General features: G+C 45.2%; 13 protein-coding genes. 10 read left to right on the top strand and 3 right to left on the bottom strand.

The genetic code is table 11. The features are described from left to right. Positions 1-12 precede the first annotated feature (12 nt). The 7 genes from citD (at position 13) to NL647_RS17515 (ending at position 7018) form a co-directional block, all read left to right on the top strand. Positions 13-309, top strand: coding sequence for a citrate lyase acyl carrier protein (gene citD, locus NL647_RS17545; protein ID WP_017190258.1), 297 nt, complete (start codon positions 13-15; stop codon positions 307-309). Beyond that, positions 306-1181, top strand: coding sequence for a citrate (pro-3S)-lyase subunit beta (gene citE / locus NL647_RS17540; protein ID WP_253650457.1), 876 nt, complete (start codon positions 306-308; stop codon positions 1179-1181). The genes citD and citE overlap by 4 nt, the downstream gene beginning before the upstream one ends. A gap of 54 nt (positions 1182-1235) precedes the next feature. Beyond that, positions 1236-2708, top strand: a complete 1473-nt coding sequence (citF, locus tag NL647_RS17535) for a citrate lyase subunit alpha (protein WP_253650540.1) — start codon at positions 1236-1238, stop codon at positions 2706-2708. Then, positions 2705-3241: a citrate lyase holo-[acyl-carrier protein] synthase gene (gene citX, locus NL647_RS17530; protein ID WP_009702086.1), complete on the top strand. Its 537-nt coding sequence runs from the start codon at positions 2705-2707 to the stop codon at positions 3239-3241. The genes citF and citX overlap by 4 nt, the downstream gene beginning before the upstream one ends. Next, complete coding sequence (gene citG / locus NL647_RS17525; RefSeq protein WP_253650456.1) at positions 3222-4181, top strand: triphosphoribosyl-dephospho-CoA synthase CitG; 960 nt, start codon at positions 3222-3224, stop codon at positions 4179-4181. Before citX ends, citG begins: the two co-directional genes overlap by 20 nt. 18 nt (positions 4182-4199) lie before the next feature. Beyond that, positions 4200-5027 carry a DUF5718 family protein gene (locus NL647_RS17520; RefSeq protein ID WP_253650455.1) on the top strand — a complete coding sequence of 276 codons (828 nt, stop codon included), beginning with the start codon at positions 4200-4202 and terminating at the stop codon, positions 5025-5027. A gap of 479 nt (positions 5028-5506) precedes the next feature. Beyond that, positions 5507-7018 (top strand): lytic polysaccharide monooxygenase, encoded by a 1512-nt coding sequence (locus tag NL647_RS17515; protein ID WP_253650539.1) that lies wholly within the window; start codon positions 5507-5509, stop codon positions 7016-7018. Positions 7019-7294: 276 nt separating this feature from the next. Here NL647_RS17515 and NL647_RS17510 read toward each other — a convergent pair whose 3' ends face one another. Beyond that, the gene (locus NL647_RS17510) at positions 7295-7501 is read right to left on the bottom strand and encodes a hypothetical protein (protein WP_005446094.1); all 207 of its coding nucleotides are present in this window, start codon (positions 7499-7501) and stop codon (positions 7295-7297) included. 272 nt (positions 7502-7773) lie between these two features. Here NL647_RS17510 and NL647_RS17505 point away from each other — a divergent pair, with 272 nt between their 5' ends. Then, on the top strand, positions 7774-9294 hold the full coding sequence (locus NL647_RS17505) for a DUF1254 domain-containing protein (RefSeq protein ID WP_253650454.1): 1521 nt from the start codon (positions 7774-7776) through the stop codon (positions 9292-9294). 131 nt (positions 9295-9425) lie between these two features. Here the strand turns inward: NL647_RS17505 and NL647_RS17500 are convergent, their stop codons facing one another. Then, positions 9426-10337, bottom strand: coding sequence for a LysR family transcriptional regulator (locus NL647_RS17500; protein WP_253650453.1), 912 nt, complete (start codon positions 10335-10337; stop codon positions 9426-9428). Between the two features lie 342 nt (positions 10338-10679). Here NL647_RS17500 and NL647_RS17495 point away from each other — a divergent pair, with 342 nt between their 5' ends. Continuing rightward, entirely contained in the window at positions 10680-10817 is a 138-nt protein-coding gene (locus tag NL647_RS17495) for a hypothetical protein (protein ID WP_005446090.1), read from the top strand. 63 nt (positions 10818-10880) lie between these two features. Here the strand turns inward: NL647_RS17495 and NL647_RS17490 are convergent, their stop codons facing one another. Beyond that, positions 10881-12644: a sigma-54-dependent Fis family transcriptional regulator gene (locus NL647_RS17490; protein WP_253650452.1), complete on the bottom strand. Its 1764-nt coding sequence runs from the start codon at positions 12642-12644 to the stop codon at positions 10881-10883. Positions 12645-12891: 247 nt separating this feature from the next. Here NL647_RS17490 and NL647_RS17485 point away from each other — a divergent pair, with 247 nt between their 5' ends. Further along, positions 12892-14412, top strand: coding sequence for an aldehyde dehydrogenase family protein (locus tag NL647_RS17485; protein WP_009697454.1), 1521 nt, complete (start codon positions 12892-12894; stop codon positions 14410-14412). Positions 14413-14606: the final 194 nt, after the last annotated feature.

The following is a 14606-nucleotide window of genomic DNA, read 5'->3' as shown; positions in this document are numbered from 1 at the left end:
AAAGGTCTTTCAATGAAAATAATAAAACCCGCTTTTGCAGGGACGCTGGAATCCAGTGACTTGCAAGTTCGTATCTCACCCAATCCAGAAGGTGATATCGACATTTCTCTTGATAGCACAGTGAAAAAGCAGTTTGGCAAAGCCATCGAAGCGTTGATTCATGGTGTGCTCAATTCGATGGGCGTGACTTCCGCAACGTTAGAAGTGGAAGACAAAGGCGCACTAGATTGTGTTATTAAGGCTCGCGTTCAGGCTGCAGTCATGCGCGCGGCAGACAGCAATGACATTCAATGGAGCAAATTATCATGAGTAAGTTACGCCGTAGCATGTTGTTTGTTCCAGGGGCAAACGCCGCCATGTTAAGTGATACCTTCATTTATCAGCCTGATGCGATCATGTTTGATTTGGAAGACTCTGTGGCGCTGAGAGAAAAAGACACCGCCCGTATGTTGGTGTTTAACGCGCTGCAACATCCTTTGTATCAAGATATTGAAACAGTAGTCCGTGTGAACCCACTAGAGTCTGAGTTTGGTTTGAAAGATCTGCATGCCGTTGTGCGTGCGGGAGTCAATGTGGTTCGTCTACCAAAAACAGACAGTGCAGAAGATGTGCAAGAAATGGAGCGCTGCATTGAAGACATCGAACGTGTATGTGGCAGAGAAGTTGGCAGCACTAAAATGATGGCGGCAATCGAAAGTGCGCAAGGTGTGAATAACGCCATCGAAATTGCTCAATCGTCTTCGCGTTTAATTGGCATTGCACTGGGTGCTGAAGATTATGTCAGGGACTTAAAAACGCAACGTAGCCCAGAAGGGACAGAGTTGCTGTTCGCCCGTTGTTCTATTCTGCAAGCTGCGCGTGCTGCGGGCATTATGGCGTTCGATACCGTTTATTCCGACGCTAATAACGAGCAAGGATTCCTCAACGAAGCGGAACACATCAAGTCGTTAGGTTTCGACGGAAAATCGCTGATTAACCCAAGGCAAATCGAGCTACTTCACAACGTATTTGCACCGACTCAAAAAGAGGTGGATTACGCGATTCAAGTTATCGAGGCAGCAGAAGAAGCGCAAGAGCAAGGGCTTGGTGTGGTTTCACTTAACGGAAAAATGGTCGATGGACCAATTATCGAGCGAGCTCGTTGGACGTTACAAAAAGCGCAATCTGGAATTAAAGAGTAGGGCACGAACATGAAACAAATGGAATCCATCAAACCAGCATTGCTGCCAGAGACGTTGTCACTGTTTTCAGAGGCAAATGCGTTAACGCCTCATCTCAAAGATTCAAACTCTAAAAAGTCGAGAAAGCTAAAGTCAGATCTGCGTTCCGCCATTTTAGATTCTGGGCTTAAAGACGGTATGACGATCTCTTTCCATCACGCGTTTCGAGGTGGCGATAAGGTGGTTAACTTGGTGTTAGATACTATCGCTCAGATGGGATATAAAGATCTGACACTGGCTTCAAGCTCTTTAACGGGTATTCATTCGCCGGTTGTTGAGCACATCAAAAACGGCGTAGTGAGTAAGATTTACACATCAGGTATTCGCGGTGAGCTTGGTGAAGCCATTTCTCATGGTTTGCTCAAAGAACCTGTGCATATTCACTCCCATGGAGGACGTGTGCACTTGATTAAATCAGGCGAGCTAAACATCGATGTGGCGTTCATCGGTGTGCCTTGTTGCGATGAGTTTGGCAATGCAAATGGCATGAACGGCAAATCTCGCTGCGGCTCTTTGGGTTACGCCAAAATCGATACTCAACACGCGCGTAAAGTGGTCATGCTTACTGAATCTATCGTCGGTTATCCAAATCACCCAGCATCAATCACACAAGATTTGGTGGATGCCGTAGTCGAAGTCGAAGAAGTCGGTGATGCGAGCAAAATTGGTGGCGGTGAAACGCGTCTTACCAGTAACCCACGTGAACTGCTTATTGCAAAACGTGCTGCCGATGTGATTATTAATTCTGGTTACTTTAAGCAAGACTTTAGCTTACAAACTGGGTCTGGTGGTGCGTCGCTTGCCGTCACCCGTTTTCTAGAAAATAGTATGGAAAAACGAGGCATTACCGCTGAGTTTGGGCTGGGTGGCATTACCTCAACCATGGTCTCTATGCACGAGAAAGGGCTGATCCGAAATCTAATCGACGTGCAGTGTTTTGACTCTGGTGCAGCGGACTCACTTGCTCGAAACCCAAACCATATTGAAATCTCAGCAAATGAATACGCTAACCCATCTTCCAAAGGCGCAGTGGTTGATCGTCTAGACGTGGTCATTCTCAGCGCGCTTGAAATTGATGTGAACTTCAATGTCAACGTTATCACGGGGTCTGATGGCGTGATTCGTGGCGCGTCTGGTGGTCACTGCGACGCAGCGGCAGGCGCAAACCTTGCCGTGATTGTGGCTCCGCTCGTGCGTGGTCGTATTCCAACTGTCGTAGAGCAAGTGTTAAACGTGGTAACGCCGGGTCAATCGATAGATGTGTTGGTGACCGACCATGGTATTGCCGTGAATCCTCGACGCCCAGAAGTAAAAGAGCGTTTGTTGAGCGCCGGACTGCCTGTGCTTGATATGGAAGCCTTGGTTGCGAGAGCGCAATCATTAACGGGCAAAGCGGAACCAATTGAATATGACGATCAAGTGGTGGGTTATGTACGTTATCGCGATGGTTCTGTGATTGATGTCATCAGAAAGGTCAAAGCTGAATGAGCATTCGCTATGGGCTGAAAGTTGGTCTCGATGATGTCTTGAGCAACAAAGAAGCTCGTGTGAAACGACAAGGTGAGTGGTTAAAACGCCACTCCCTTCCTTTGCTGTCGTTTACCGTCAATATGCCAGGTCCGCAGAAAATGACGGAGTGCACGGAGCGAATCTTCGAACAGGGTGTGCAAGCGATTCAAGCCACTTGTCTCGAAAAAGGCTGGTCAATGGCAGGACGACAATTGCTGCGACAAGTCACAGGTCCAGAAGCAATTTTTGCGGTCCAAGCACCGAATGCCATGGCGCTCAAACGAGCCATGATTGAGATAGAGAATAACCATCGTCTCGGTCGGTTAATGGATTTAGATGTGATTGATGTCGATGGAAAGATCATCTCAAGAAAAGGGCAAGGGATGACGCGAAGAAAATGCCTTATTTGCGAACAAGATGCCGTGATTTGCGCGCGCTCGCGTAAACATGATCTTCAAACCTTGGTTTCTCACATAGAGTCGATGGTGTGTTATGACGAATGTTGCTCTTAAACTGTTGCTCGACCAAAATATCGAGCGTGTTCCAAGCGTTGCGCATCGCTCTGCTGTAAAGGTGAATCTGTTCTCTTTGGTTTCTGAGTTAGCGTATCACGCGATGCTGGTGGAAGTGCACTTGTCCCCAAAACCGGGGCTTGTTGACCTTATTAGCAACGGTGCTCACTCAGATATGAATGTGCCGCTGTTTGAAGCCAGCGCGAGTGCAATTCGTCCTTTTCTCAATGGCTTTCTTAACGCTGGTCTTGCGCATGCAACGCACTCGGCAGAGACATTACTGGATGTGTTGCGTCCGGTTGGAATTCAAGCTGAACGCGCAATGTTTGCCGCGACTGGTGGTGTGAATACGCACAAAGGGATGATCTTTGGACTTGGACTGGTGTGTGGTGCGATCGGCTGGTTAAAAGGCAAAGGCATTGCGGTCGATTCTTTGCACATTAGCCAAGTTATCAAGCGCAGCTGTGCGTCAATGGTATTTCAAGAGCTGAAAAATACCGACTCTAAAAAGGAAACTCATGGTGAGCGGCTGTATCGAGAATTTGGTTTAACTGGAGCAAGAGGTGAGGCGGCGTCTGGCTATCAAACGATCATGACTTACAGTTTGCCTGCATACCAACAAGCGCTGTATGAAGGCGCGTCCGCAGAACAAGCATTATGGCAAGCGTTGCTCACGCTAATGGTGCACAATCAAGATACCAACGTGGTATCTCGTGGTGGGATGCATGGTTTGCGTTATGTGAAGAACATAGCATCGAAGCTTATTGAGAGTGGTGGTTGGCATAATCCAAACCTTGAAGAGCAGCTACTGGATTTTGACCGCCAGCTTATTGAAAAAAACCTGAGTCCGGGCGGCAGCGCAGATTTGCTCGCGCTGACTTGGTTGCTGGCAGAAATTGATGATTTGACGAGACATATCATCACGAATAACGACGAATAATTAGGAACAAGTAAACGTATGCACAATTTTGAAGATGCGATGATCTTAGGTATCGCGGGAAACTTCGCAGGTCACCTGCAACAAGCTGGTGAGGCTGATGACTTTGCTCTCTACGGAGATGTGAACGCTAACAAGCCCCAAGCATTGTTCCCCATTTATGTGCCTTTTATCGAACATCCGTATTTGTCGACATATCCAATAAGTGCCGATACGACCAAGTTGCCAAATGATATTTTGAACTTACAAATTGAACCAGAGCTCGCTCTGATCTGTGATGTTTCTTATGAAGGTGGTCAGGTCTTACAGCTCACGCCGACGCATTTTGGCGCATTTAATGATTGTTCGATTCGACGCCCTGATGCGAATAAAATCAGTGAGAAGAAAAATTGGGGTGCAGCGTCAAAAGGCTTGGCATCGCAACTTATTGAACTAGAACGACTCACTCCTGATAGCGATATCGGCAGATTTAGAATCGCGAGCTTTCATAAGCGAGGAGAGCAGGTATTCGCCTACGGGGAAGATTGCGCGGTAAACGAATACTCCTATTTCTATGCGGATCTGCTGGATTGGATACGTGATCAGATGAATCATCAAGTGGAGCGCGGTCCGATGGAAAACATTCACGCATTACTCAAACAAGCAAATCTCCCAAGCCAGCTAGTGGTCGCAGTGGGTGCAACGCGCTACACCGAATATGGTGAGCAGAATTTCTTGGAAAGAGGCGATGAAAGTGTGGTTGTTGTGTATGACAGCCACCTATACCAACCAAAAGATGTGCTCGGCATGGTACAGAAGTCGCAGTATGAAGCGACAGGCTTTTCTTATGTGAGTCAAAGAGTGCTTTAAGTTTAAGCCAATAGAGAACAAAAAAAGCCCGCAAATTAGCGGGCTTTTTAATGTCTTATTCGCTGAATGAAATAAAAGGAGTGATATATATATAATATTTATATTAGTGTTTGTCTTATTGATATTTAATGTATTTTGCTCAAGTTTTAAAAGTGGACAGTGAATCACAGATTCGTTAAGTGCATTTAATGTTTATTATAAGTTTGTTTAATAACGTAATTACTCTAATTATAAATATGTTTTGAAATTTTATATCCTTATAAGTTTATGAAAAATAGGGTTATATTGCTTTGGTGATAATTCGGTTAGTTAATGTCAGGGTATTTAAAATTGTGATGTTAATTCCTATCAATAACCTCAAAACTTTCATTGATAAAATTTACGTATATTCTTTTTAACTGTTTCCAGATTAAAACTATAAACACGCAATAGGTGACAGTGGTTATAAAGTATCCGCTGTGGCTGACTTGCATAATAAAATGGTAGAGAGTGAAAAAGTGAAAGCAAATAAAAACATTCTTAAAGCAGCAGTAGGTATGGCAATGCTATCTGGCTTGCCAACAGCAGCCAATGCTCATGGCTGGTCAGAGTTTCCTAGTGCACGTCAAAACACGTGTTACGAGCAAGGCGGAATTTGGTCTGGTAACCCACCAAATGCAGCCTGTGCTCAAGCAAAAGAAATTTCTGGTACCTATCCGTTTGTTCAGCGCAACGAATACGCGAAGAACATTACTGATTACAACAATATGGCAGCAGTGAAAGCGGCGATTCCAGATGGTACGTTGTGTTACGCAAATGACCCTCAGAAAAAGGGCATGGGCGCACCACACACCGCGTGGACTCGCACAGAGCTAAATACGGGTACATTCGAATTTGTATTTAATGCGACGGCACCACATAACCCGTCTTTTTGGGAGTTTTACCTAACCAAACCAAATGCAGACCTAAGCAAAGCGTTGGCGTGGAGCGATCTTGATTTGATTCAAACCGAAGGTAATGTCCCAGTTGAAGGTGGTAAATACCGCATGAATGTGACCATCCCTTCTGATCGTTCAGGCGACGCGATTCTTTTTGTGCGCTGGCAGCGTAACGATGCGGCGGGTGAAGGCTTCTACAACTGTTCTGACATCACTATTGTGGGCGGCGAAACGCCTCCACCAGAGCCAACACCTCAACCAGATCTCGTGAAAGGTGAGCTATACATCCCAGTTAATTTTGTTGGTCCAGACCTTGGTGATACGGTTAAGTATGACATCATCAATAAATACGGAGATATCGCACGTAGCTTCGATATTGAAGTGAATTCATCGAACATCAACGACTGGCAACGTCTATTGGCGTCAGAGATCAATGGTTGGCACGAAGAGTTCAAAGATGGAGCGGTGTTCATTGGTGATTGGCATGAAGAAATGTCTCATTACATGTACTTCCAAAACGATCCATCACGCAACTTCTTTAACTCGAAAGATGGTCGAGCGTCGGGTGTGATTTCAGTGATTGATGGTGATGACGGTAATGTTGAACCATTGGCAGGTGACATCTACGAGTTAGTGAAGAGCGACAAAGTAGTTAGCGCTGGGGACAAAGTGGTGATTTCTACCAGCGAAGCTGCGAACTTAACTCAAACTCAAGGCTCTTCTGTGAGTATTCAAAATAACGGCACTGCGTCGATTGTCGTTGATACTCGTGCGATTACGCAGAATGAGACCTTGTCGTTTGTTGCGAACGCAGTAAACAGCGAACGTGCAGAGACATTTACGTTTGAAGTGATTGTCGACGATGGTGGTGTAGACCCTGAGCCAACGCCAGATCCTGATCCAACACCAGACCCAAGCGATGACGCATGGGATTCAGCAAAAACTTACCTAGGTGGTGAAGTTGTCGCGTATGCTGACCAAAATTGGAAAGCACAATGGTGGATTAAAGGTGGTGATAACCCACAAGCGGCTTACCAAAAAGATAAGTGGGGCGTTTGGCGTCCAGCTAACTAATCATTGGTTGTAGCCAAATGGAATTGGCTAAGGCAAGCATGAAAGCCACTGTTTTGAGTTAAAGACAGTGGCTTTTTTACGTCGTTCATAAACTGACGGGGTAAGTGAGGTGATATCACCAAATGCAAATATGGGCAGAAAATCGTCCCTATCCCAAGTAACCTCGCCCTGAATTCTGGATCTTGAAGTCACTTGGGAATAAATAAAGACAATAGGCTGAAACGAACGGACAGAGTGATATTAGTGCTATGTAAGAGCTTGAAACTCAAAGAGCGCCTAAGCGCTCTTTTCTTTTGTACTGCCTTTTGGGTGATGACCGAACTTGTCATTCAAGTAGAGCAGTCCGCTGACGAAGAGTGCCACGACGGAAACCGTGAAGAGGGCATACATACTTAATACCCAAGCGAATGTGGCAGTCAGAAAGGCAATGAAGGAAAACATTCTGCTGAATGACATTACATGACCAAGTTTGTTACTTTTCATAACGCCTCCCAAAGCTTAGTGGGTAGAACCAGAGTGCTTTCACTCCGCATTCGTATTGTCTCTCTTCTGGGGGGAATTTACCCAAAAAACAGGCTAAATATTTCTCAAAAAAGATTAAATATTGACCTGGTAGACAGTTTTTTATTTGTGATTTTATATGAGTTTCATTGCTCATTGTCTATGCCAACATTTTTGATTCTGCTGAACGTCAAAATTGATTCCCATCTTTGGCTACAGTTAATGCATCCCCATTGACAAAGCAGGAAACTCTTATGTTCAAGACTCAACTTAAACGTGTCGTTGTTATCACTAGCCTACTGGTTTCATCATCTGTTCTGGCAAGCACGCATGCGTACAATACAGATATTCCTACCAGTATCATGACACCTGATAAGGTTGAAACCAGCATTGGTACTTTGAATTTCAAGGATGGCGTACCAAGCCAGCAGACGATGGATACGCTATACAACAACCTCGATACCATGCGAGCAACAGAAGTGTTTATGAACGCGATTCCTATGGCATCCCTGGAAGCGTTAAGAGTCGGGCATGAGAAAATGGGGTTAACCACATCCAATCAGGTGATGCTGTTTGATGATCTGATGGATTCGAATCCGCTGTTCTTAACCGGAAATACAGATACGGTATACGCGTCCGCATTTCTCGATCTCGAGCGTGATGGTCCAACGGTGGTCGAAATCCCACCGGGTATGGGACCAACGACCGTCAATGATGCATTCTTTCGTTTTGTGACGGACATGGGCGTTGTAGGACCAGATAAAGGTGAAGGTGGCAAATACCTTATTTTGCCTCCGAACTATGAAGGTCCAGTGCCAGAGGGTTATCACGTTTCTCAATCAACAAGTTACGTGAACTGGTTTATTGCTCGTGGCTTTTTGAAAGACGGTAAAACAGACGCGGCGGTGATTTCATACCATAGTGGTTTAAAGATTTATCCATTATCTAAGAAAGGCGAGCCGCCGAAGATGGAATTCATCTCTGGTAGTGGTAAATCGTTTAATACCATTCATGCAAATGATGAGCATTTTTACGATGAAATCAAAACGGTGATCGACAAAGAACCGATTGAGTTTATCGACCCAGAAATGCGTGGACTGATAGCGACCATCGGCATACAAAAAGGTAAGCCGTTTGCCCCAGATGCACGAATGCAGAGCATATTGGAAGATGGTGCAGCAATAGGTAATGCAACCGCACGAGCGTTGATGTTTAACCCTCGTACCCAGAACGCTTACATTTGGGATGATCGTAATTGGAAGACAGCGTTCATTGGTAATGATTACCAATGGCTGATTGAAGAAGGCAACGGTGGTCGCAATCTAGATGCGCGCACTTATTTCTTCTATATGGCGACGGTTAATACGCCGGCAATGGCGCTCAAAATGGTTGGTAAAGGTTCTAAGTACGCAATCGTTGATAAATCTGCTCAGGGAGAGTTCTTTGATGGCAGCAAAAACTACAAGCTGACCATTCCTGCGAATGTTCCGGCGAAGAACTTCTGGTCAGTTGTGGCTTACGATACACAAACGCGTTCGGAATTACAGACCAGTCAACCTTTCCCGAGTAAGAACGACAAACGCGACGACATGATGACAAATGCAGATGGCTCGATTGATTTGTATTTTGGTCCGAAAGCACCAAAAGGCAAAGAAGCAAACTGGATTGAGACTGTGCCGAACAAAGGCTGGTTCACTATCTTGCGTGTCTACGGTCCATTAGAACCTTGGTATGACGGCTCGTGGAAGCCTAGTGATATCACGGAAGTGAAGTAAGATAATTGAAGAGGCAACCGGTCAATTGATAGACCGGTTGCTTGTTTTTGGCTTGTACTTATGGCTCTGTTGCAGTTTTGTCTGGTCTTGTTTGAGGGATTGTTTATTTGCGACGACAAGTGATAGTCGTTCTAATTTGTTTCTTGCAGTGCTCGTTTAATAAAGGCTTCTACCTGAGCAATGATCGGGTGTTGGTAGAAGGCTCGGTGATATTGAACGCCCACATCAAACATCATTGGTTTAGCATTCAGCCTTAACGGCAATCGGAGAACGTCCTCTGGTAGGGCATCATCGTTAATGTGCATCCCGACAAATACATACGGGCTGACTTTTACGCAATCAAGCGCTGCCGCCATAGAAGAGACCGTTAGTTTCTGTTCCAAATTTACCCCAGTGAGTTTTCGCATTCGTTCATAGTACGCACTGACATCAAGAGAGCCCATAGACACGCGCACCGTCTCGAGGTTTTCAATGTCACTTAGCTCTAGCTCGTTATGTTGGCTAAGTGGGTGTTGATCATTCACGTACGCAAAGATGGGAACAGAAGCAACTTTGCGCTCAACCATTCTCTCATTGAGCTCATTTGGAAAACCGCCAATTCCAATGACAACGGCCCCTCGTTTTGGGTTTTCGATACTTTCTATCGACCAATCAATAAATGAAATCTTCGGCTTTTGATCTTCCGTTGTAAGGGCGGAGACTAAAGGGGTCGTCAACATGCCAGATAACGGATTAATGATGCTGAATATGTACTCATTGGCTTGCTGATTTGCATTGAAGCTTTGTGCCAGCTGGGGGATTTGTTCTAGGCGTTCTAATGGTTCGCTGATGACTTCACACAGCTGCTGGCAAAGCAGGGTTGGGGTATAAATGCCTTTTTCTGCATTGAAGAGTTCGTTATCAAATCTTTGACGACATTCAGCCAATTGTCGTGTGAATGTCGCTTTGCTAATGTCGAGGGTATGACACACTTTCGCCTGCGATTTTTGCTGGCTGAGTAGATAAAGAAAGCGATACAAATTCAAATCAATAGTATTTTTCACGAGCTCAGTACCTGAGGTTATTGAGCTTTAAGTATCGGTGTCTCTCATCCTCTGTTCCAATAAAATTTAAAACAATTTTTCCTTTTGTGACATGGGGTTAGCTTGTAAGAGTATGATGTGCTCAATCGGAAGGCGAAACTAAGATTGCGTAAAAGGTGAAAAACAGTGCTAGGTAAGCCCTTGAACTCATCCTATAATTAGGTTGCATATGGAGGATGTTTGATGGTCAAACATCCTCTATTTTTTGAAACCTACAACAAGGATCCGGCATAAGTTGTTTTTGCTGGTGTTGTTTACATTTACCAAGAAGGTGATTTAACACTAATAATTGAGGTTCTTACGATGACTCTTAACAAGTACTTTGTTTTCATTCCGACTGATATGGATCAGGAAACACACAAGGAACAGAAAGTGATATCTGAAACGGAAACTCAACGTCAGGCTTTAGTAAAACAGGCGCAGCAAGAAGGCGGACTGTAAGGCTAGGTTTCAAAATAAGAAGAGCACCCGAAGCGGTGCTCTTTTTTTATCTCTGAACATCTATCACTTTAGCATCCCAAGGCTTTTAAGCTTGCGATAAATGGTATTGCGGCTTAATCCCAACATGCGTGAGGTTTTGCTGATATTACCTTGGTTCGCTTGATAAGTTTTTACCAGCTTATCTTCGACAGTCGAACGCATATCTTTGGTTTTCGGCACGCTAACGTCTTCAATCATACTGGTATGACTAAGCTTCTTAGCAAGATGATTTGGCACATGGCTAAGTTCTAGTTGCGGCTCTCCTTGCGCCATCAATGAAGAGACTTTGATTAAGCTATCGAGTTCTCGCAGATTGCCAGGCCACACGTAAGTCATCATCAATGAAAGAAGGTGGGGACAAATGGTCTGTTCCGAATCAGAATGGCGTCGATGAATGTTCTCAATCAGTGCTTGCTTATCATTGCGCTCTTCAAAGCGAGGTAGCTCGACGATAAGTCCGTTGAGACGGTAGTAAAGATCCTGACGAAATACGCCTTGTTCAATCAACAACTCTAAGTCTTTGTGTGTTGCGGCGATGATTTGTGTATCAACTTGGATGGTTTGGTTTGAACCAACAGGAAGTACGGTTTTGTCTTGTAACACGTGGAGTAGGCGGCTTTGCGCTTCTAGAGGCAAATCTGCAATCTCATCTAAGAACAAGATGCCGTTGTGCGCTTGGCGGATTTTACCCTGATATCCTTTGCTGTTTGCACCAGTGAATGCACCTGAAACATAGCCAAACAGTTCAGATTCAACTAAGTCTTTGGGTAATGCCCCACAGTTAACTGATACCAAAGGACCACTCTTACGTTGGCTGTTTTTGTGTAACGCTTTGACGAATTCGTTTTTCCCTACACCGGTTTCTCCAAGAATAAGTAAGCTAATGTCTTTGTCGATAACGCGATTTGCTTGTTGCCAACAATGCTCGACCGTGGTGTCGCCATAATGAAGATTGTTGGATGCAGAAAGAGAGCGGGAAGACGTTTTACTCTCTGACAGAGGTTGAGTTTTAAACACCAGTGATTGACGGCTTAGCGAATTATCGAGTATCGAATCCAGAGATTGTCCAATCACATTCGGTTGATCAAGCAATTGCGAGGCGACTTGGTTATGCGCAAGGATTTGCCCTTCCTCATTGGCGATGATAATGCCTTGCCACCCACTGCTGAGTAACCCTTTTTCGCATGCTAAATCGACTCGAATATGTCCTTGAGGGATTTGATTGAGGAGTTGGTTTTCGACTTGCTGAACCATATTCTGGACCAGTACTTGCGTTGAGAAATCGTGCTTTTTCTCTTCGCTGGTAATGTCCAATACGCCCATTAAGTTACCCAAATGATCAAAGATTGGACTTGCTGAGCAACTGATAAAGCGATGATGTTGAATAAAGTGCTGATCACCAATAACAGACACCGGTTTGGCTTCTACTAAAGCAGTGCCAATGGCGTTGGTGCCTTTCAGTTTTTCTTGCCAGCACGCGCCAGAACTGAGCGCAATCTCGGTCAGTTTTTCTCGGAATTTAGGTTGCCCCCAGCTACCGATGATCACGCCATCCGCATCGGTCAGTATTAACCGACTGTCGCTGTGCGCAAACAACTGATTAAACAAAGGCAGGGCAAACCGCTTCACGGCATCGATTAAGAAGTTAAGCTGGTGGCGTCTGTCCTGCAGAAACGCAGAAGTGACGCGAATATCGTCAGGTCGACGTCGCTGTTTTAAACCCGCTTGTTCACTTCTGTCCCATGAAGTAGAAAGCCAGTTGTTGTTGGTAATGTGTTGAAGTTCCATGACTGTACCATTTTGTCACAGTGAGGGTGTGCCATTTTGGAACACTTGAACACTGGTGTTCACACCATACATCCGCTCAAACGTCACTCACTTAGTTTGTTATCGCTTGGTAATCATAGTTTTACATTTAATTAACAACAAGACGTGTGTTGTTGGCATGTGACTTGAGTAATGAAGTGACAACATCGCTGAGTTGAACACTCGGTTGTTTAAAACAAAAAACTGAACGAGAACAAAAGGAAGAGTTATGATCTATGCACAGCCAGGTAGTGAAAATGCCGTCGTGAGTTTTAAATCACATTACGACAACTACATCGGTGGCGAATGGGTGAAACCGAGGGGTGGGGAGTACTTCGATAATACGTCACCAATCAATGGTCAAGCGTATTGTAAGGTTGCTCGTTCTAGCGAGGCAGACATCAACCTTGCATTGGATGCAGCGCACAATGTAAGAGCAAAATGGGCCAAAACCAGCGTTACTGAGCGTGCCAACATTCTACTGAAAATAGCAGACCGCATTGAACAAAACCTTGAAGAACTTGCGGTAGCAGAGACATGGGAAAATGGTAAACCTGTGCGCGAAACACTGGCGGCGGATCTTCCTTTAGTGGTCGACCATTTCCGTTACTTCGCAGGCTGTATCCGTGCTCAAGAAGGCAGTGCGGCTGAGCTTGATGAACACACTGCAAGCTACCATTTCCCTGAACCAATTGGCGTTGTAGGACAGATCATTCCTTGGAATTTTCCAATGTTGATGGCGGCGTGGAAGCTTGCTCCTGCGTTGGCTGCTGGCTGTTGTGTGGTGCTCAAACCTGCCGAACAAACGCCAACTTCGATTCTCGTTCTGATGGAAAAGATTGGTGATCTCTTGCCAGCAGGCGTGGTGAACGTGGTCAACGGTTTTGGCTCAGAAGCAGGGCAAGCACTAGCAACCAGTAACCGAATTGCAAAGCTGGCATTCACGGGCTCAACCGAAGTAGGTAACCATATCTTAAAATGCGCAGCAGAGAATCTCATTCCATCAACCGTTGAGCTTGGTGGTAAGTCTCCGAATATCTACTTCCCAGATGTGTTTGATCATGAAGATGAATACCTAGATAAGTGTATTGAAGGCACGCTGCTTGCGTTCTTTAACCAAGGAGAGGTGTGTACCTGTCCATCACGTGTCTTGGTACATGAATCTGTGTACGACAAGTTTATTGCCAAGGTTGCGGAGCGCGCGAAGACCATTAAACAAGGTAACCCACTAGATACTGACACTCAGGTGGGGGCACAGGCATCGCAAGAACAATTCGATAAGATCCTGAGCTACCTAGAAATCGGACGCCAAGAAGGGGCCAAAGTCGTGTTTGGTGGTGATGTGGCGAAACAGGAAAACGACTTGGAGCAAGGCTACTACATTCAACCGACTTTGTTACAAGGTCACAATAAGATGCGCGTATTCCAAGAAGAGATCTTTGGTCCGGTCATTGCTGTGACTACTTTTAAAGACGAAGCAGAGGCGCTAGCGATTGCCAATGACACGGAATATGGTTTGGGTGCTGGTGTGTGGACGCGCGACCAAAACCTTGCTTACCGCATGGGGCGTAATATCGAAGCAGGGCGCATTTGGATTAACTGCTATCACGCGTATCCTGCACATGCTGCGTTCGGAGGCTACAAAAAATCAGGCATTGGTCGAGAAACCCATAAGATGATGCTCGATCACTACCAGAACACGAAGAACCTATTAATCAGCTACGACGTCAATCCGCTAGGCTTTTTCTAAAGCGAAGGTATCGCAGTAAAATGTAATATACCCAAGTAACCTCGAGATGCTAGGTTCAGCGAGAATGACTTGGTTTGTAGACGGGGCGGCGATTTAAAGATCTAGTTATTACACTGCGTCGTTTTCCTTACTCTCGAATCAATGACAACGCTCTGAATTCTGCATCTTGAAGTCACTCGGGTATACCTATATAA

Origin of the sequence: Vibrio sp. Y29_XK_CS5 (assembly GCF_024181835.1) — a bacterium.
In the GTDB taxonomy this organism is placed as follows: Bacteria; Pseudomonadota; Gammaproteobacteria; order Enterobacterales; family Vibrionaceae; genus Vibrio; species Vibrio harveyi.
Note: the sequence above shows the minus strand (reverse complement) of the source record. Positions and strands in the feature narration are given on the sequence as shown.